The organism is Echinicola jeungdonensis (assembly GCF_030409905.1).
In the GTDB taxonomy this organism is placed as follows: domain Bacteria; phylum Bacteroidota; class Bacteroidia; order Cytophagales; family Cyclobacteriaceae; genus Echinicola; species Echinicola jeungdonensis.
Genome location: NZ_JAUFQT010000001.1, coordinates 2,976,232 through 2,995,677, shown reverse-complemented (window position 1 = coordinate 2,995,677; position 19,446 = coordinate 2,976,232). Strand labels below are relative to the sequence as shown.

The 19,446-nt window shown below is 39.7% G+C and carries 11 protein-coding genes; 6 read left to right on the top strand and 5 right to left on the bottom strand.

What is annotated here, in order from left to right:
* Positions 1-23: 23 nt before the first annotated feature.
* Both QWY93_RS12465 and QWY93_RS12460 read left to right on the top strand, forming a co-directional pair.
* Positions 24-692, top strand: a complete 669-nt coding sequence (locus QWY93_RS12465) for a class I SAM-dependent methyltransferase (RefSeq protein WP_290248590.1) — start codon at positions 24-26, stop codon at positions 690-692.
* Positions 693-936: 244 nt separating this feature from the next.
* Positions 937-2,289 (top strand): transposase, encoded by a 1,353-nt coding sequence (locus tag QWY93_RS12460; protein ID WP_290246189.1) that lies wholly within the window; start codon positions 937-939, stop codon positions 2,287-2,289.
* A 269-nt stretch (positions 2,290-2,558) separates the two neighbouring features.
* Here the strand turns inward: QWY93_RS12460 and QWY93_RS12455 are convergent, their stop codons facing one another.
* A complete protein-coding gene (locus QWY93_RS12455) occupies positions 2,559-5,084 on the bottom strand; it encodes a hypothetical protein (protein WP_290248589.1) in 2,526 nt (841 codons plus the stop codon).
* A 97-nt stretch (positions 5,085-5,181) separates the two neighbouring features.
* Entirely contained in the window at positions 5,182-5,733 is a 552-nt protein-coding gene (locus tag QWY93_RS12450) for a DUF6933 domain-containing protein (RefSeq protein ID WP_435380192.1), read from the bottom strand.
* 439 nt (positions 5,734-6,172) lie between these two features.
* On the opposite strand from QWY93_RS12450, the gene QWY93_RS12445 reads away from it, so the two are divergent.
* From QWY93_RS12445 to QWY93_RS12435, 3 genes are all read left to right on the top strand, one after another.
* Positions 6,173-6,559 (top strand): methylglyoxal synthase, encoded by a 387-nt coding sequence (locus QWY93_RS12445; protein ID WP_290248587.1) that lies wholly within the window; start codon positions 6,173-6,175, stop codon positions 6,557-6,559.
* Positions 6,549-7,535: a 6-phosphofructokinase gene (pfkA, locus tag QWY93_RS12440; protein WP_290248586.1), complete on the top strand. Its 987-nt coding sequence runs from the start codon at positions 6,549-6,551 to the stop codon at positions 7,533-7,535. The genes QWY93_RS12445 and pfkA overlap by 11 nt, the downstream gene beginning before the upstream one ends.
* A 159-nt stretch (positions 7,536-7,694) precedes the next feature.
* Positions 7,695-8,120 carry a VOC family protein gene (locus QWY93_RS12435; RefSeq protein WP_290248585.1) on the top strand — a complete coding sequence of 142 codons (426 nt, stop codon included), beginning with the start codon at positions 7,695-7,697 and terminating at the stop codon, positions 8,118-8,120.
* A gap of 394 nt (positions 8,121-8,514) precedes the next feature.
* Here the strand turns inward: QWY93_RS12435 and tamL are convergent, their stop codons facing one another.
* The 3 genes from tamL to QWY93_RS12420 all read right to left on the bottom strand — a co-directional run bounded on the left by tamL (position 8,515) and on the right by QWY93_RS12420 (position 17,563).
* A complete protein-coding gene (gene tamL, locus QWY93_RS12430) occupies positions 8,515-10,812 on the bottom strand; it encodes a translocation and assembly module lipoprotein TamL (RefSeq protein WP_290248584.1) in 2,298 nt (765 codons plus the stop codon).
* Entirely contained in the window at positions 10,809-15,836 is a 5,028-nt protein-coding gene (locus QWY93_RS12425) for a translocation/assembly module TamB domain-containing protein (protein ID WP_290248583.1), read from the bottom strand. Before QWY93_RS12425 ends, tamL begins: the two co-directional genes overlap by 4 nt.
* A gap of 212 nt (positions 15,837-16,048) precedes the next feature.
* Positions 16,049-17,563 carry a catalase gene (locus QWY93_RS12420; protein WP_290248582.1) on the bottom strand — a complete coding sequence of 505 codons (1,515 nt, stop codon included), beginning with the start codon at positions 17,561-17,563 and terminating at the stop codon, positions 16,049-16,051.
* A gap of 421 nt (positions 17,564-17,984) precedes the next feature.
* Here QWY93_RS12420 and miaB point away from each other — a divergent pair, with 421 nt between their 5' ends.
* Entirely contained in the window at positions 17,985-19,442 is a 1,458-nt protein-coding gene (miaB, locus tag QWY93_RS12415) for a tRNA (N6-isopentenyl adenosine(37)-C2)-methylthiotransferase MiaB (protein WP_290248581.1), read from the top strand.
* The last annotated feature ends 4 nt before the right edge of the window (positions 19,443-19,446 follow it).

Sequence of the window (19,446 nt, the reverse complement as noted above, 5' to 3'; positions counted from 1 at the left end):
AAGAGAAAGAAATTAATTTTTTTATGAAAAAACCAAAAGACCAGGAGGAACTCCAGCAAATTGCCAATCAATTGGCCCATCCTAAAGGTGAAGAGGGATTAGAAATATCCAAACTCATGCACCAAACTAATATTTCAATGACCGAAAAGGCAATAGAGCTGTTGAAATTGGAAAATGATGATTCAATTTTGGAACTTGGCCATGGCAACGGGCATCATGTGGTTGAGCTGCTTGAAAACATCCCCTCATTGAAATATTACGGATTGGAGATTTCGGAATTGATGCATCAGGAAGCTAAAAAGGCTAATATCAATCACCTTGAAAATGGTCAAGCAAAATTTCACCTATATGGAGGGGACAAAATCCCATTTGAAAAGGAATCCTTTGATAAAATCCTGACCGTTAACACCATTTATTTTTGGAAAGAACCACTTAAAATGGCTCAGGAAATCCACAGGGTGCTAAATACAGGCGGGCGTTTTACGGTAGCCTTTAGCCAAAAACACTTTTTGGAAAAACTACCTTTCGCTCAATACGGCTTTACTTTTTATGACAATGAAATGGTTGAGGAATTAATGGAAGCGGCCAATTTTACCATTGTTGAACAATCAGAAATAACCGAAACGGTAAAGAGCAAAGCAATGGAAGAAATTGAGAGGGAATTTACGGTTATGGCCTTTCAAAAACAGTGACCCCTGTTTACTTTAATGGTTGTTTGTTTTTTCCCTTAGCCCAACTTAACCGGATTATAGTAGACCCCTTACAGGGGGGCAGCATTAGTAACTGAAATAATAAGGGCTTCTTGTTAATTAGCTAAATCACTGACTCTTAATAAACAGGGTTGCGAAAAAATAACTCAAAAACCCCGAAAATCGTCCAAAAGGGCTTTTTCCGGGGTTTTCTTTTTCGTATTTTTTGTTTGCAGACAAAAATACTATGAAAGATACCATACAGCTCCCTATTTTCAAAGACTTTGACGGATACTCTCCAAAGTATCACTTTTTCAAGAATTCCTTGCTTGGCCAGATCCATGACAGCCTGCCATGGGAAAAGCTTTCGAGCCTTGTTCCTGAAAAGCTGCAGGGGCCTGGTGCCCCAAGGTGGTTCGGTGCCAAGGGCATGTTTGCCCTGATGTTTTTGAAAGCCTACCTGAATACCTCAGACCGCCAATTGATAGAGCGTTTCAATACCGACTGGAGCCTTCAGTATTTCTGCGGGAAAGTATTGGCAGCAGACCAACAGATCCGGGACCTTACCATTATGACACGGATCAGGGCCTACATCGAGGAACATTGCCACTGGGAACAGATCCAAGAGGTACTAATGGATCACTGGAAACAGGATGTGGACAACAGCCACGTCTTATTAATGGATGCCACCTGTTATGAAAGTTATGTCCGTTTCCCCACCGACCCCAAACTACTCTGGGAATGCTGCCAGTGGGTGTTTGAAAAGCAACTGTTCAAAAAATGTAAACAATTGGGCATAAAAAGGCCCCGGTCAAAATACAGGGAGCAGAAGGCCAAACAGCTTGGCTACTTCCGTAAAAGACGCAAATCCTTTAAGGAAACCCTCAAAAGGAAAAAATCCCTGGTCTTCCTGTTGGAAAAAGGACTTGGCCAGTTACAAGAGATCCTAGACTTTTATCAAGGGGCGGGGCTTAAACCAAATGACTTTGCCTGTCTGAAGACCATCAAAAAAGTCTTGGTCCAGCAGCAGTTTTTGTTGGAAAATCCTCCCTCCGAACTTAAGGACCGCATCGTTTCCCTCCATAAACCTTATCTCCGGCCGATCGTCCGGGGAAAGGAAAACAAACCTGTGGAGTTCGGTATGAAAGCCCATATCCTTCAGACAGGCGGGCTATCATTTATCGATAAACTGGACTTCAACAACTTCAATGAATGTACCCGGTTGAAAATATCCACGGTAAAACATACCCGGATTTTCGGACAGACTTCCCAGCTGGGTGCCGACCGGATTTATGCCACCAATGCCAACAGAAAGTATTGTACCTCCAAAGACATATTCACCGGCTTCCCCAAAAAAGGCCCCAAACCGCACAACAAAGCCGAAAAGATTCTGAGTGCTGAAGTCTCCAAACAAAGGGCAACGGCAATGGAAGGGGCTTTCGGCAACCATAAAAACCACTATGGACTGGTTAAAATACGAGTAAAGGGAGATAAAAGGGAAAAGCTGGCCGTGCTGTTCGGCATTATGGCAGCCAACGCCGTAGCAGTTGCCAAACGAAGAAACCAACAGGAATCCCCGCCCATCAACAAAGCTGCTTGACAAAAACTACCGCCGGAAAGAAGGATTACAGGACAGGTGTGTCCAATTGTCAAAACCACCCCAAAAATCAACCCCTTCAATTCAGTAATTGTACTTTTCCTTACACAAATTGTACTCTGAATTTTACTTCAAAGTACCCTAAAAACAAATTAACCTTTTAGTTAAGTCACTAAAAGGTTAATTATGTCTATTTCCCAAAGAGGCCTAATAAATCCAAACTTTTTTAGCAGGAATTGCCAATTCCTAAAAGCGCTGTATTTTGATGTTCTCTATTCTAAACCCCAATTTAATTCAACCTTATTGATCATAGTGGTTGAGCCTCCTTGGTATTCTATACCAAAACCTCCCTTGCTATCAGGTTCAATAGGAGCACTTATTTGCACTTCATCTAATACCTGATCCGGATATTTGGATTTGTCATATTCTTCCAAACATTCCATATGGGCTTTGATTTTATTTCCCGATACTTCCAGGTTTATCTGACAAGGGGCCCGGAAACAACTGGTAGAAACAGGTTCACTGATTGGGATGATTTCACTTTGGTCATATTTTACAAAATAGCAATCAACTGAGTTGGCGAATTTAGTTGTCCTAGTCAAACGCAGACCAAATCCTGATTTTGTCCTGGCATCATATTTAATCAATATATCCATATATAAGGGTGCCACACTAAACCCCTGCCCGGCGGTTTTATGCGGGGATACTAAAATCTTAGCTTTCATATCCTCAAACTTTTCCCCTACTGGGGTATAACTCATTGAGGCGGCCCTTCCTGTTTGGAGCAACCCTATTTTACCCTTTGCCCCTCCTGTTCCTTCACCATAAAACCATGCATTCCCAGGATTATTTCTATCAAATTTTAAATGGGCTCCTAAATGATCAAATGTCCAAAAACCGGGAATTACCCGAGTTTGGTTTTCAACCGACTGGTTATTAAAATCCGTTACTAACCTCCTTTCGCCGGATTTCACATCCTTGTTTTGAATGGGTCTTGTCAAAACAACTTCCTGAGGATTTCCCGGGTCACTTCTTAGGTGTTTAGGAAAAACTTTTGCCATGATAAAATATCCTACGTCCCCTGGAGACAAATGATAAATTTTATATGGCTTATCCATTCTGGAAACTGCAACTTTAATGGCATTGGACCCATTTTGATCTTTGCAACGATACCATGACACCAAAGATTGATCGGCATAATTCAAATTCTCAAAGGAATAGTCCACCCTAAGAGTTCCTTTTCCTGTCATTTTTATCTCTGGCTTTTTTTTGAAATTTGGAGGGGAAAGTTTTGCCGGAAATAGTTCCAGTTCACTGGCACCTTCCAATCCCAAACTAGTTGTAGCCGTTAGAGTTACACTTTGGGGTTTGTTACTTGTATTGATGGGGATAACTTTTAAAGTTTCTCCATCTGCCCCTGGAAGTAGTTTCACATAGGCTTGCCCCTCTTGAGAAAGCTGCCATTCAACTGGATAATCATGGGTATTAAAGTTCCCAAACCGTAAAAACTCTGTTTCCAGCCTTGCCGTGTCCTTTTTTGTTTCCAGGCTTGATTTTGAGGGATGAATGTTCAGCTGGACAGGAATATCCTCCAGCGCACCTACTTGCTTTTTTTCAGCTTCTAATACCAACTTTTTTATCCCTTCAGGATCCCAGTCATCATTCCCTTTTAGCAGGTTATAAGTATTATAAACCACAGTATCCTGATGCATAAACCGGTAGGCATGGAGCAGAGGTTTCCCATCCAAATCCACTGTACTTTCGGGATCTTTTTTACCTATGGAAATAGGCTTACCATTCAAGGTGACGTTATATTGGTAATTTTTCATGCTTGCAGGAGGTTCATCCCTCCATCCAATGTAGCTCATGCTTTCCGAATGAAAGCGTGTATCTATTACGGCCACTTGTCCATTGACCTTGGTAAAATACTGCTCACCATCAGTAAAAGAAGTTATATCGCAGTTTAAGAAAACAGCCCCCGTTCCTGTTGTGTGGTAAAAAGGTTTTGAGCTATAAAATTCTAAAGTACTGTTTTTATATACTGCCGTTCCACAAAGGGCATCATCCGTAGATTCAAAATGACATTGGTCAAAAAAGACCCTTTTACCGCCAACAAATGGGCATAGGTTCAACCTGCTGATAAAATGAGTATTTCTTGCCAGGATCTTATCTCCATTGCAGTGAATTAGTTGGGCTTGAACAATGGCATTGGCACGCCTTCTCCTGTTAAGTGCAGGTTTTAAGGGATATTTCAGGTCCACATTGCAATAATTCCCAAAAGTGATATTTTCTGAGGAAGTTCCCAGACCATCAAAGCGAAACAAAGTGAAATTCCCCTTAGCCCCAATTGTCTGGCCTCTGTTACAGGCCAGAATTACATTTTCAGGTTTTTTATTAAGGCCATAAAACTTAAGCCATTCACATTTTATTTCAAGTCCATAAGGCACCGCCCCTTCCTTAGGCACCCTTATTTCAGAATCATCCGGATCATCTATCCAATATACATAGGGTGCAATATAGAGCACCATTGGTTTTTCCTCAGTACCATCTGTCAAATGTTGGGCAGCCTGATGGACAGAATTAAAAACAAATGGCCATCGCGCCGCTTCCTGATCACTCAATTGACCATCAATATAAAAAGCTTGTGGCCCCAAATAGGTGGTATCATTTTGATATATAAAATATTTCCCCTTAAAATAAACTGGGTCCTGCGTATCTAAAGGAGAATAATCAGGAACCTGGGCAAGTAATTGGAGATTAGCAATGGTTAGCAAAAAGAAAACCAAAAGACTTTTCATTATATGGCTTTTTGTTTTTTAATCTATTTGATAGTATGAAGTTGAACCCATTCTCAACTAGCCCATTTCGGAAAAACATCAAAAAAGAAAGAAGAAATTAAGGGTGGCAACACTCTGAAATCTTAGTTTTCATCGCGGTAATGGGTTGGCCATTTGTCCAGGTATCACCCTCCCCTTTCACCATCAAAGCCTTAACCAAATCAGTTGTTAATTTATTATTTATGAAGGAAACATCCACATCTGCAAGTTTTCCCTCAAAAAAGTAATCAATATGAAATACAGTATCCGAAATAAATTGATTCATGACTCCAAGGATCCTTCTGTTATTATTGGTAGGCAAAAAAATCGGTTGAAGGTCATTTAAGATTTTCGGGGAATATTCATGAGGAAAATGAATATGGTCATAAGTTAACTGCTCAATTAACCTTTCGTAAAACAAATGATGGAAATTGAGGATATCAGCTTTAAGAACATCCAAAAAGAGCACGGAATAATAAGTTTCCTCATTCACCAGAATCAAGCATTTTCTCTGCTTGAAGGTGAATATATTGGCATTCCAGTTTCCTAACAGATTTTCAGATGGATTTGCTGCCATATTCTTTTTTCCAATTAGCTTTTCAAGCTTTTTTGTACAATATATATTAGCCATAAAATATCCTTTGATTATTATTTTTTTCATCCATTCCGAATCCAACCCATCCAACCCTAATTAACATTTTTAATATACTACTTTCCATTTAGATTCCACTTATCTTTTCAATGGGTTGAAATATGTTTTTTTTAAGACTTATCCACCTAGTAATAGGAATGGATATTAATAAAAATTCAGAGCCAGGCTTTATAATTAATGTCAAAGCGAGAGGATGGATTTTAAAATAATTATTAGTTCACTTTAATTCTAATTTTCCTCTTTAATCATCCTTTCAAATTTGCTCCACCATTTAAGTTGGCATATTCACCTTGGAGCCAAATTATAGGATTACTGAAAATTAAAATGATTTATTAAAACACATCTTCCATTACCAATTTTTGAACATATACTTTTATTTTTTATAACTTTAGGCCTTCAACCTATTAAACTAAATACAATGAGAATAGCTTTAATTGCCCATGATGGAAAAAAGGCCGACATGGTCCACTTCCTGAGAGGTTTCAAAGCCCATTTAAATAAGATTGATTTAAAGCTGGTGGCCACAGGGACTACAGGTTCCCATATCGAAAAATCAGGATATGAAGTGGAAAAACTGATGTCCGGGCCATATGGAGGGGATGCCCAAATTGCTGCCATGGCCGCCCAAAAGGAACTGGATCTCGTCGTCTTTTTTAGGGATCCATTGGACAAACATCCCCACGAACCAGATGTGCAGATGCTGATGAGAATTTGTGATGTACACAATATTCCACTGGCTACTAACCCAGCTTCTGCAGACCTGATGTTCAAACAACTAACTTTAAATCACAAAGATGGAAAATAAGGCAATCACTAAAATTGGTGTTTTGACTTCAGGAGGGGATGCTCCTGGCATGAATTCAGCGGTAAGAGCTGTAGTGAGGTCAGCATTTTACTATAAACTTGAGGTCTTTGGGATCTACCGGGGTTATGAAGGTTTGATCCAGGATGACATCAAAAAATTGAACAGCCGGGATATTGCTTATATCCTGGAAAGGGGTGGAACATTTCTAAAGTCAGCCCGAAGTGACGAATTTAGAACGCCGGAAGGGCGAAAAATAGCTTACGAAAACCTCAAAAAACATGGTATTGATGCCTTGGTAGTCATAGGTGGTGATGGTTCCCTTACTGGTGCACATCTTTTCTATAAAGAATTTGGTGTACCGGCCATAGGGTTGCCGGGAACCATTGATAATGACTTGGCAGGGACTGATTTTACCATAGGTTTTGACACTGCCTGTAACACGGCCATCCAAGCCATTGACAAAATCAGGGACACGGCCACATCTCATGACCGATTATTCTTTGTTGAGGTAATGGGTAGGGATGCCGGATTTATTGCCATCAATGCGGGTATAGGAAGCGCAGCAGCTGCCACTTTGATTCCTGAGAAAAAAATGCCCATCGAAACATTAATTGAAAGGCTAAAGGTCAGGGAGAAAGCTAAAAAGCAAGCCAACGTGGTTATCGTTGCCGAAGGTGGTAAAAGTGGAGGAGCATTGGAAATTTCCCAAAAGGTCAAAAAGTTCCTACCCAATTACGATATAAAAGTAACTATTCTTGGCCATTTGCAACGGGGAGGATCTCCTACCTCATTTGACAGGTTATTGTCCAGCAAACTTGGCGTGGCGGCAGTAGAAGGTTTATTACATGGAAAATATGATGTAATGGCTGGACTGATCAACAATAAAGTGGTTTATACGCCAATTAAAAGGGCAATTGTAGATGATAAAGACGTGGATGAAGAGGATTTCAGAGTGGCAAAAATTTTGTCAACTTAATAGAATCTATACCTCCTTCAAAAAATAGACCTGGAAGCCCTGCTTTCAGGTCTATTTTATTTTAAAAACCACTTTTTTCCACCACTTTATAACAAGAAATATTTTTCAAATTTTGTATTTTTATTAGAACCCTTTTTATAACCAAAACAAACATTCATCATGACTTCTATCAACCCCTATTTAACCTTTGATGGTAATTGTGAAGACGCTTTCAACTTTTACCAGTCTGTATTTGGAGGTGAATTCACCTATGTGGGAAGATTTAGTGAAATGCCTTCAGAATTTACGGTTTCTGACAAGGACAAAAATAAAATCATGCATATTAGCCTTCCTATCAGCAAGGAAACCACCTTAATGGGTAGTGATAGTGTCTCCTCATTCGGCCCAAGTCCCATATTTGGCAATAATTTTTCGATATCCGTCAATACTGACAGTAAAGAGGAAGCCGACCGTGTTTTCAAGGAATTGTCAGCAGGAGGCAAAGTAACCATGCCTATGGAAAAAGCCTTTTGGGGAGATTATTTTGGGATGTTCACAGATAAATTTGGAATCAACTGGATGGTGAGCCAAAGGGATGATTTCTGACATTACCAACTTGTTAGATTTGGTAAATTAAGAACTTATTTGAATTCGAAACCTAACAGGGCACGTAATATTCAACGGATTTTTCATAATTATTAGGATTTGACACTAATTTTCCCGGTTGGATGGGGCAGTTATTTCAAATTGGCCCAGTTTCATTTTAGATTACCATTTGGTTTGCCCAAATTGATTTTTGGCAAATTCCTTGGGCAAAAAATGAATAGATCTCTCCCGTCTTCAAGGGTAATTCATTCTTTTACGCCCTCTGCAACAAAGACCACCCAAAAGGTCAACCCAAACATTTTACCCTCCGGTAATTACATAAAAAAAAGCGAAATGTTAGATAAGAAAATATTCCCTTTCATTCTCACGTGAAAATAAAAAGCAATAAACTGTATCAGAAGGGATAACCTATAGCAAAATTAAAGATTAGGTTGTCCCTTCTCCATTCCTTATCGCCCAGTTCAAAACTGTTATCCCAGCGTTCCCCTTCAGGTAAATACGGTTTTTTTAAAGGTGTAGCAAGATCAAACCTGATCACAAAAAATTCAATATCCACCCTTAAGCCCAGCCCGGCTCCTACCCCTAATTCTTTAAACCAGGAGGAACTGAACTTTCCTCCTGGCAAAGCTTCATTTTCATTCTTCAACCAAACGTTTCCTGCATCCATAAACAGTGCTCCTTTAAGAAAAGAAACCAAGGGAAAACGGTATTCCAGGTTCCCTTCCAATCTTATATCCCCAGATTGTTCAAAATAAGACTGGTTATCAACAGATTCAGGCATATAAGTCCCCGGTCCCAGGGACCGAATCCGGAAAGCCCTGACACTGTTTGGCCCTCCCGTAAAAAATTGCTTGACAAATGGCAAAGAAATTGAATTCCCATAGGGAATACCCACCCCCCCAAATAACCGGGCAGCAAGAGTCTGTTGCTCACTGATCTTCATATGGTACCTAAAGTCCAACTCCCCTTTTGCATACTGAGCATATTCCAAACCCAAAAAAGTCCCAGGCTCTTCAGAGGCTCCACCCCCTTCCAGCAACCCCAATATATTTCCTGCCATATCTAAAGTCGTACCAACAAAAATTTTATGTACCTTTTCCTGATCTACTAACTGATTATAATTAAATGTATAATTCAACCCTGCCAAAAACTGTTGGTCGAAACTTCTCCTTAGAAACGGATTTTCATTAAGGATTTCCTCAAATTCTGAGGAAGTATTGGAAAGATTGACAATGCTTAAACTGATTGGATTAATTTCATGATAAACATACCGGTTGGCATTCCAATAGTACCCATATGTTGCAGTCAAGGAATTAAGCCTATACAAATGTACCCGGTCAAGGTATTCAGCCCCTAGGCTGATTTTGGTTTTGGGGATGGCATAATTAAATCTTTCATTGATGGGAATAGGGAAAATAACCCTGGGAAAAATTAAAGAGGTATTGAGTCCCAATTCATAGGAACTCAAACCTGTCCTGTCCCCCCCAGCAATCTGAGTTTCAAAAGAAAATTCCCCGGAAATATTCAAAGTCTCCCCACCCTTGAACAAGTTTCTGTTCCTATAGGTCAGCATCAGGGCAGGCCCCAAAAAATTATTGGATTTAGACACCCCTTGAAGTTCAGCCCGTACTGACCTTTTTTTCAAAGGGGAAAGATAGATATTAGCATCAAGCCTTCCTGTTTCTCCAAGAGCAACACTATCCTTTTCGTTGAATTTCAGGCTTACATACCTGTAAATACCAATAGAAGAAAGCCTGTTTCTAGTCAAGCGGGCAAGCTTTGAATTATAAGTCATTCCTTCCTCCAATAAGATATAATGCTTTAATAAGTGAGGCTTGAACATGGTTTCATCCTGTATATAATCGATCCCCCCCAGTATAACCGTGTCCTGATCAAATGCCTCCTGGTCGATCATATAATTTGGATAAACACTTATTTGATCTATCCGGTAAAGCTGAAAAGCCTTTGGCTGTAAATTTTCCTTCAATCTCAAATACAGGTCAATTTGCCTTTTTTCATGTTGGTTGGTGTCCGCTTCAAAAATCAGGAATTCGGAATTAAAATTATAAAAGCCTTTTTGTTTTAGGCCTTCATCCAACCTGCCCCTTTCACTTTTTAATGAGGATAAACTAAACCTCTCTCCGGGCAATAATTCAGTTTCACCCATCATTTTTTGGATCTCTTTTTGGATGGGGAGAGAATCCCCCAAAAATTGATAGTTTGCCAAGCGATAAGGTTCACCATAGCTCACTTCATAATTCACTCCCGCGAATTTTCCTTTTGTATCAACGGAAGAAAGGACTTGACCATAAAAATACCCGTTGTTTTCAAGGCGATTGAGCAACAACTCTTCCGTTCCTGAAATATCCACCTGGCTAAAATAAACAGGTTCCTGACCTATCTTTTTCTTCAAAAAGCGATTGATAAACCCTGGCTTTTCCTGACTCCCTTTAAAATGGGCCCATAAACCAACTCTCATTCCCAAAAACTTGGAATTGGGATTGGGCCTGACCACCTCATCCAGTTCCTCCTCGAGCCTCTTGGGAGAATCAACCCCTTTTTCAGCATTCAAGTCCAAAGAAGCTCCTGTATATAGTTTTTCCCCTTCGGGAATAAACTTACCCACCCCGCAAGAAGTGAAGGTCAACCCCAAACCTAATATCAAACAGTATTTAATAATTGATTGCTTCATTGCTCTTTATTGCCATTTGAGTCAGCCTCTTTGTTTTGGCTTTCAGGACCCTTCTCGACTTCCTCTTTCTGAGCCGGTTCATCTCCCTTCCATAAGTCAATAAACTTATTGAATTCACGGTTAAAAATTAACGCAAGGCCCGTTACAATTAACTGCCCATCTATAATGGATTCAAATTGATTTTTTCTAAACCCCCTTAAACGGAACCTCCCGTTTTCTGTCAATAAGTATTCTATGCTAACATTTCCAAAAACAGCTCCCCTACCTTGATTGTTAGGATCTGATCCTTCCAAATCCACTTGACTACCGACTTGTACAATTAACCGGTCATTAAATAAACGTTGTCGGGCATTTACATTTAACTGGGTTCTGTCCTGCGGATTCCCTCCTTGGTAATCAGTATAGCTGTCAAGGTCAAAATCCAATTCAAATCCCGAATTACCAAGGATGTTACTGGACAATGCATTAAGTTGGCCAGATAGTACTTGGCTTACGCTGGAGCGGGCAAGCCCCGCCGTTCCTCCCCCTGAACTTTCCCCTCCTGCAGAAGGAAAAAACCTACCCAGAACTAATAAAGAAAATACCTGCCGGTTCAATTCACCCTCTTCATTATTTACCTGCTGGACCCTGCTAAAAACATTGCCTCCCAAAGCCCCACGGTCATCCTCCGGCATATCCAAATTGAAATAGATTTGAGGCTTAATCAATTCCCCACCCACATTTAGATAAACCACAAAAGGTAATTTCTGACGGTATTTTCTGGCCACTTCTGCATCTACTCCTGTCAATTGGCTGGCCATCAATTCACTTGCTGATGTTTCAACATTATAGGATGCAGTGATATTTAAATCAGCATCCATGGGGTTTCCTTTCCAGCTAATGGTACTTCCTTCATTAATAGCAAATTTCCGGCTGACCAGGTTATAAAGGCTCATCTCATAATGTCCACTCTGAACTTCATAAATTCCTGACAGGTTCATCCTTCCATTGGGAGCCATGGTAAAATTGAGATCTGCCCTACCGGAAATCAAAAGGTTGTCCCCAGACCGTTCATCAATTACCACTTTAAAGGATGCATCCGGGTCCACTTCCAAAACTGCGTCCATTTGCATACCTGTAAAGCCTGAACTTACACGTTCCTGCTCTCTTTTGGTCAAGAGATCTTGAGTATCTTTCCGGTCAACAAATAAAACCACCCCTTCCCGTTCCACAATTTCCAATTCTGATTCAGGGATAATAAAAGTCAAATCTGTCTCCCCATTTACCTTTAACCTGGCATTGATCCTTGGAAGGTTTAAATCCCCCTTAATATCCATATTAGCATTGACATTGGCCTTCCCATAAAAAATTTCATTATCAGACTTACCAGAATTCAACAATTGAAAATGATCCGCTTGAAGTTTCAGGTCGAAACTTGGGTTGGCAAAAGAGGAAGTCAAAACTGATCCGTTTATGGTAAAATCATTTTCTTCTTCATCCCTAACCGTAAAACCGTTAAAATAAATTCCTTCGGTATCGATATCTATTGACTCATTGGGCAAGCTAAAGCTAGAGTTCAAAGTATTGACTTTAATAGCTGCATTTCTAAAAGCAAATTCCCCTTGGTATTCAGGAGAGGCAGTATTGCCACTTACTTTTAAATTTCCGGAAATACTTCCCTGACCCTCACTTAGTTGCTCCCCAAACCACATTTCCAGAACATTTAATTGTAGAGCATTTAAGTCCAGGTTTAAATCCATTGCTGCCCCCTCTTCCTGGGCTTTATAATCCCCATTGAGATCTAAATCAATTCCCCCGTCTTTTAGTGACAGGTCGAAATCATAATGATTAGTTTCCAGGGATTTGGCATTCAAGGTCAAGTTGCCCAATCCCACTTCCATGACTTGTAATCCTTCAACTCCTAAAGCGGCCACTAGTCCAGGTTTTTCAAATGGATTTTCAATAATGAACTCCCCTTGAACCCTGCCTAGCCCAAGGGGTTTTTGGGGATTTAAAAATCCGGTCAAAGCACTAAGCTGAAAGTTTTCGAAAAGCACTCCCACATGACTTGTTTCCAGCTTTTCCATACTGTCGGTCAAAGTAATTTTTTGATCATTTCTACCTAGGGAAAAATCATGGAAACCCAAGCCCTCGCCCGTCCAAATCAGATGATTATCCACAGGAACAGTCCAATTTTTTTTGTTCAGGATCAATTCGTCAGGGTCCAAATTAAACTCTATGGTATCCTTTCCAAACACCATTTCAGACCCCAGGTGATAGGCCATTTCTCCCCCATCATAGGCCGAAAAATCTAAAACTAACTGCCCATGGTTCATATCTCCATTAATTAAGGTTTTGTCTAATTGAACCGGGCCTGATTGAAAAGTACCCAAGGCCAAATTAAAGTTCAGCTTTTCATTATCGGTGTTGGCATTCCAATTCAAACTATCCACCTGAATGCTTCCATATTGGACATAGGGAATTTTCAACTCCGAAGAAAATTGATTTTCCTCTTCATCAAAATCCATTGCAAAGGTGATTTCATCCAATTTATCTAAGCCATCCAAAATTACCTGATCCAAAACAGGAGCCCGGTTAAATGAAAAATTGAAATTCATTTTTGCAGGGATCTTATCAGCTGCAGTTTCCGAAAGACTGTCACCTAAATATTGCTTAAAATGCCCTGATAATCTTTCCATTACCTGGGCAAGGGGCTGGTTGGCCCTCAATTGGCTATTAAGCATAAGACTTTTTAAATCCAAATGGGTGCTATCCTCAGCCATTTTAGCCTTCAGATCAAAATTCCCCAAAGGATAGCTTCTGTCATCATAAACCAACAGACCTTCCTCCATATGGGCATTGACATCAAAGTCATCCGGGTTACCATGATAAGCCATTTTCATTTTTAACCTGGCCCAAATCTCTTTCTGGGTCAAACCTAGTGCAAATAAATCCGCTGCCTGAATATCCACCATTGCCTCATACTTGGCGTCCAGGGAATCCAAATGGACTTGCGTCTGTATATCCAAATCAAGATTTTCATCTTTAAAGATTATTTTAGCATTTCCTTCCCCGTTGGTTAAATTGGCTTCCAGGTTTAATCCTGAAAAATCATACCCACTATATTCCAGTTGGTCAAAATTACTACTCAAATTAGCACTCATTTCTGCCAATTCCTTTCCCTGACCTTTTCCCTTAATTTGAAATGTCATAGTACCCAAACCTTGGCCTGGCAACAGTTCCCCCAATTTTAAATCTTTAACATCTAGTGAAACATCAAAAGAATTTTGTTTTCCTTGCTTAAAATTTCCAGAAAATTGGACAATACCTTCAGGCATTTCCAAATTAGAATCAGTTTTCAGGTTATTCACATCACCATTTAGCTGGCTTTTCAAGTGGATCTTTTGAGGAAGTTGGAAGCCCATTTCCTTTTCATCTACCCATTGTTTGGCATCTTCTCTAATGGTTTGGAATTCCAGCACACCGTTGGAAAAACTTAATTTATCCATCTCCGGCAGGTTTCTTAACCTCCCTTTTGCAGAAAACCTGGTTTTCTCACCCCATTGGACCCTGGAATTGATCACTTCCATATTTTCCAAAGTGCCGTTAAATTGGAATTCCCCTTTGATTTCCTTAGAAGATAATATCTTGAAATAATCCTCCTGAGCCATTTCAGGGACAAAAACTAATGCTTCTTCGGCATGAGTCTTGAACTCTGGCAAATCCAATAAAATTTTTGCCTTTTTGGGGTTATTAATTATTGCATTTATGGATGGATATTGAAGTTCCATTTTCCCGGCCAATTTACTTTGGGAGGTTTGAAAGTTTAATTTTTCCAGGCCGGCCATTTGGTCATTGAGGGTAAAGTCAAAGCTAAGCTCGTCTAATTTTGCACCACTATATTCCTGCCAAGAAAAACTATCCAATTTGAATCCGGCCTCTTTTCCCTTTAAAAAAAGCTGGGAAACCATTAAATTAAAATCCTTGAATTCAAATGAGGTGGGATTGAAACGGCCTTTTTGAGGTGGTGTTTCTCCCTGTTGAAATTGGACCTGGTTATTTTCAATGGCAATTCTCCCCATTTCCACTTCCCAATCCGGCCAGGAAAAATCAGTTTTTCTGTCCCCACTTACCGTATCAATTGAAGCTGGAGAAGCTTCAGGTAGCCGGAGACCAAATTTGGATTCCTTTAACTGAAATTCTTTCAATAATATTTTTTTTCCTTCAAGATCCGCTTCAGGGAGAGCTATTGAAAACTCGCCCAATATGATATCTGCAATAGTATTATCCGGGACTGATTCATAATAGGCTTTTACATTTTTGATAAAAAATTGATCAACTGATAAGAAAGGCAATACAGTGGAAGTAGTATCCAGCTCTTCTGAAGTTTCAAATGCTTTGGTTTGTCGGTAAAAAACCTCAGAATCCCTAAAGGAAAAATCCTCCACAGCAAAGCCCATGGTATTAAGGTCAATGGCATCCAAAATGAGGGACAGTCTCCCCAGGATCACTTTACTATCTATTCCCATCCAATCATCCTGATAAACAATATCCAAATCCCTTAATTGGACAGGTCCTATTTCCAGTTCAGGTAAATCATTATTTTCACTTGATGAAGCTGGACTTTCTTGCACCCCTTCAGATCCTGAAAAGGCATCAATTAAGAAATCAAAATTAAATTTTTGGGTTTCTTCAGATCTCCTGACTCTGGCCTTTAGACCTTCCCATTCCAACCTGGTCAAATGAATGGCACCTTCCCTCACCAAAGGCATAATTTCAATCCCGGATTCCAGAGACTTTGAATAAACAAGGGTGTCTCCTACCTGATCTTCCAGATAAAGCCCTTTTAAACTTAAATTACCCGAAAAAGTTAGGAACAATTTTTCAATTTTTACTGTAGTCCCGGTTTTGTCAGAAACATAATTTGTGGCCTTATCCACAATAATCCCTTGCCCCCAAGGGCTTCGGATAAAAAGGATCAGACCCAAAACAAGAAGGAATATCACCAACAATATTCCTCCAAGAATTTTAAAAATCTTTTTCAATATCGTAGAAAAACTTGACAATGGATTAACATGATTTAATATTCAAATATAAATGCTATGCATTTGCTTAAAAGCTATATTATCAAAATCCCATTCAATTATCCAAATTAAGGCAAAGATCCAATGATTACTTCTTCTTGAATAACCTTTCATATAGAAAATGAGCGGAAACTTTTCCGCTCATTTTCCATTGCAAAATTCTAAATATTTGATCAACCATGTGCAGCATTCATTGATGCCATCACTGAATTGACATCAACACCCAATCCATCTGCCACCCTGGATCCAAATTCCTCATCCACCCTGAACCAATGACAAAGTTGGCGATAAATGATCTCCTCCCTTTTGGGTCCGGAATTTCCACTCATGGCTTCAATGGTATTGGCAATGGTATTATCCTGCTCTTCTAGGTTCATGATATCCCTAAACAGGGCCCGGGCTTGGGAATAATGATCATTCCCTCCTATTTTGCTGTTTCTATCATACCAATCTGCAATATTATCATCCAAAGCCTCGGAAGGTTCATAATATTCTTTATCCACTTCAATATCATCAAAGCTATTAGGATAATAATTGGATTTTCTACCACCATTCCCATCTATCCGCATTAATCCATCCCGGTCATAATTATTGACAGCAAAGGGACAACGGTTCACAGGGATTTGTTCATAATTGGCACCCAACCTATACCTGTGGGTATCTGGATAAGAAAGTATCCTTCCCTGAAGCATCTTGTCTGGACTATAGCCTATTCCATCCACTACATGTGCAGGTGCAAATGCCGATTGCTCCACCTCCTGGAAATAATTATCAGGGTCTTGGTTTAACTCCAATTCACCAACTTCTATCAAAGGAAAATCCCCATGCGGCCAAACCTTGGTCAAATCAAATGGGTTAAAATCCAAATGTCTGGCCTGGTCTTCAGTCATCACCTGAATTTTTAATTGCCATTTAGGAAAATCTCCTTTGTCAATGGCTTCCAACAAATCCCTTTGGGCAAAGTCCATATCCTTTGCTTTCATTTCTACTGCTTCTTCACTGGTAAAATTCTTGATTCCCTGCTCAGTTTTAAAATGAAATTTCACCCAAACTTTATCATTTTTATCATTGACCATGGAAAAAGTATGGGAACCATATCCATTCATATAACGGTAACCATAGGGCGTACCTCTATCACTCATTAAAATCAAAACCTGATGTAAAGACTCTGGCATTAGGGACCAAAAATCCCACATCATAGTTGGGGATTTCATATTAGTATATGGATCTCGTTTTTGTGTATGGATAAAGTCACTGAACTTTTTGGGATCTTTGATAAAAAATATTGGGGTATTATTCCCTACCAAATCCCAATTACCATCCTCGGTGTAAAATTTCACAGCAAATCCACGTGGATCCCTTTCTGTATCTGCGGAGCCTTTTTCGCCCCCTACCGTGGAAAACCGAACAAATACTTTTGTCTTTTTTCCTATTTTATTAAAAAGCTTAGCCTTGGTATATTTTGAAATATCATTGGTTACCGTAAACACCCCATAAGCCCCGGAACCTTTTGCATGCATCACTCTTTCTGGAATTCTTTCCCTGTTAAAATGGGCCATTTTTTCATGCAAAATATAATCCTCGACTAAGACGGGACCTCTGGGACCAACTGTTTTTGTATTATCATTTTCCACATAAATCCTTCCTGATGCCGTGGTTAACTTATTATGTTTCTTTTGATCGGACATGGATATTTTCCGTTTAGTTATGGTTTTCTTCCAAAGAAAAGGTAGATCAAAAACCCAAATAGACAAAATTGATCATTTCAATTATCTGATAGATTTCAACCCTACCTCCTGAATCCAAATGGATAATAATTTAAGAAAAAAACGAGGATTTCCCCTTAATCATTTACCGGATAAATTATTCCAAGTTGTTTGGGTAAAAGGAATGGTTTCAAAGATGACTTCTTTTACCCTCAAACACCTTCATCAACATGTGTGTCAATAAATTGTTTATCATTTTTTCAGGCAGGGAAATTGAAAATCCGGATTAGAACATTTAGGTCTAATGGAGAAAAAATCACTTTAGGTATTAATCCGGAAAAAACCTGTCATTTTGTCGGTATTTTTATTAATTTCGCATTTCAAATTGATTGAAAAGAGTCCTATGGAGAATTTAATTAAGGATATAGATATTATCCCTGCGGAAGAGGCGCAAGCATGTGATTTCAAAACCACAGAAGAGCAGAATACTGGAAAGCAGAAAAAACTCTATATAGAAAGTTACGGATGTCAGATGAACTTTTCTGACAGTGAGATCGTCGCTTCCATAATGAAAAAAAATGGATTTGACACTACTTCTGATTATGAAGTAGCAGATGTAATTTTCCTAAACACCTGTTCCATTCGTGAAAAGGCAGAATTGACTGTCAGAAAGCGCCTATCCCAATTCAACCAGATCAAAAAAGAAAAGCCAGAAATGACCATTGGGGTATTGGGATGCATGGCTGAAAGGTTGAAGGATAAGCTTCTTGAAGAAGAAAAGTTGGTCGACTTAGTTGTAGGGCCTGATGCCTATCGTGACCTTCCCAACCTGGTAAAAGGAGCAGAAGACGGAGACAAAGGTGTCAACACTTTCCTTTCCAGGGAGGAGACTTATGCAGACATCTCTCCTGTAAGGTTAAATTCCAATGGAGTAAGTGCTTTTATTTCCATCATGCGTGGTTGTGACAATATGTGTTCTTTCTGCGTAGTTCCCTTTACCCGAGGAAGGGAAAGAAGTCGTGATCCTCACTCCATTGTCAAGGAAGCTCAGGATTTATTCAATCAGGGATTTCGCGAAGTCACCCTTCTGGGTCAAAATGTGGATAGTTACAAGTGGTCTCCAGAGGAAAACAACAAAGCAAGGCTGAACAAGCAGGGAGAGGTCAGTAAGGTATATAATTTTGCAAAATTACTTGAAATGGTAGCAAAAGTGGATCCTAAACTTCGCGTCAGGTTTTCCACCTCTCACCCCAAGGACATCACCGATGAAGTCCTTTACACCATGAAAGCTTATGACAATATCTGCAAATACATCCACCTGCCTGTACAAAGTGGAAACTCCAGGGTTCTCGAACTGATGAACAGGACATATGACAGGGATTGGTATTTGGAAAGGGTAGCTAAGATCAGGGAAATTCTTGGAGAAGAATGTGGAATTTCCTCGGATATGATTGCCGGTTTTTGTTCAGAAACCGAGGAGGAACATCAAGATACCTTAACCTTGATGGACATCGTCAAATACGATTTCTCCTATATGTTTTTCTATTCCGAACGTCCCGGAACCCTTGCTGCCAAAAAGTATGAAGATGATATTCCCCTGGAGGTCAAAAAAAGGCGGCTCCAGGAAATCATACAGAAACAAACCCAACATTCCTTAGAAAGAAACCAGATGGATATTGGCCAGATACAGGAAGTATTGGTGGAAGGTTCTTCCAAAAGATCCGATGAACAATTAAAAGGCAGAAATTCTGCCAATAAAGTGGTTATCTTCTCCAAAGGGGATTATAAAAAAGGAGATTATGTACGGTTAAAAATCACGGATTGTACCGCCGCCACCTTGTTTGGTGAAGTGATTTCCTGATTTT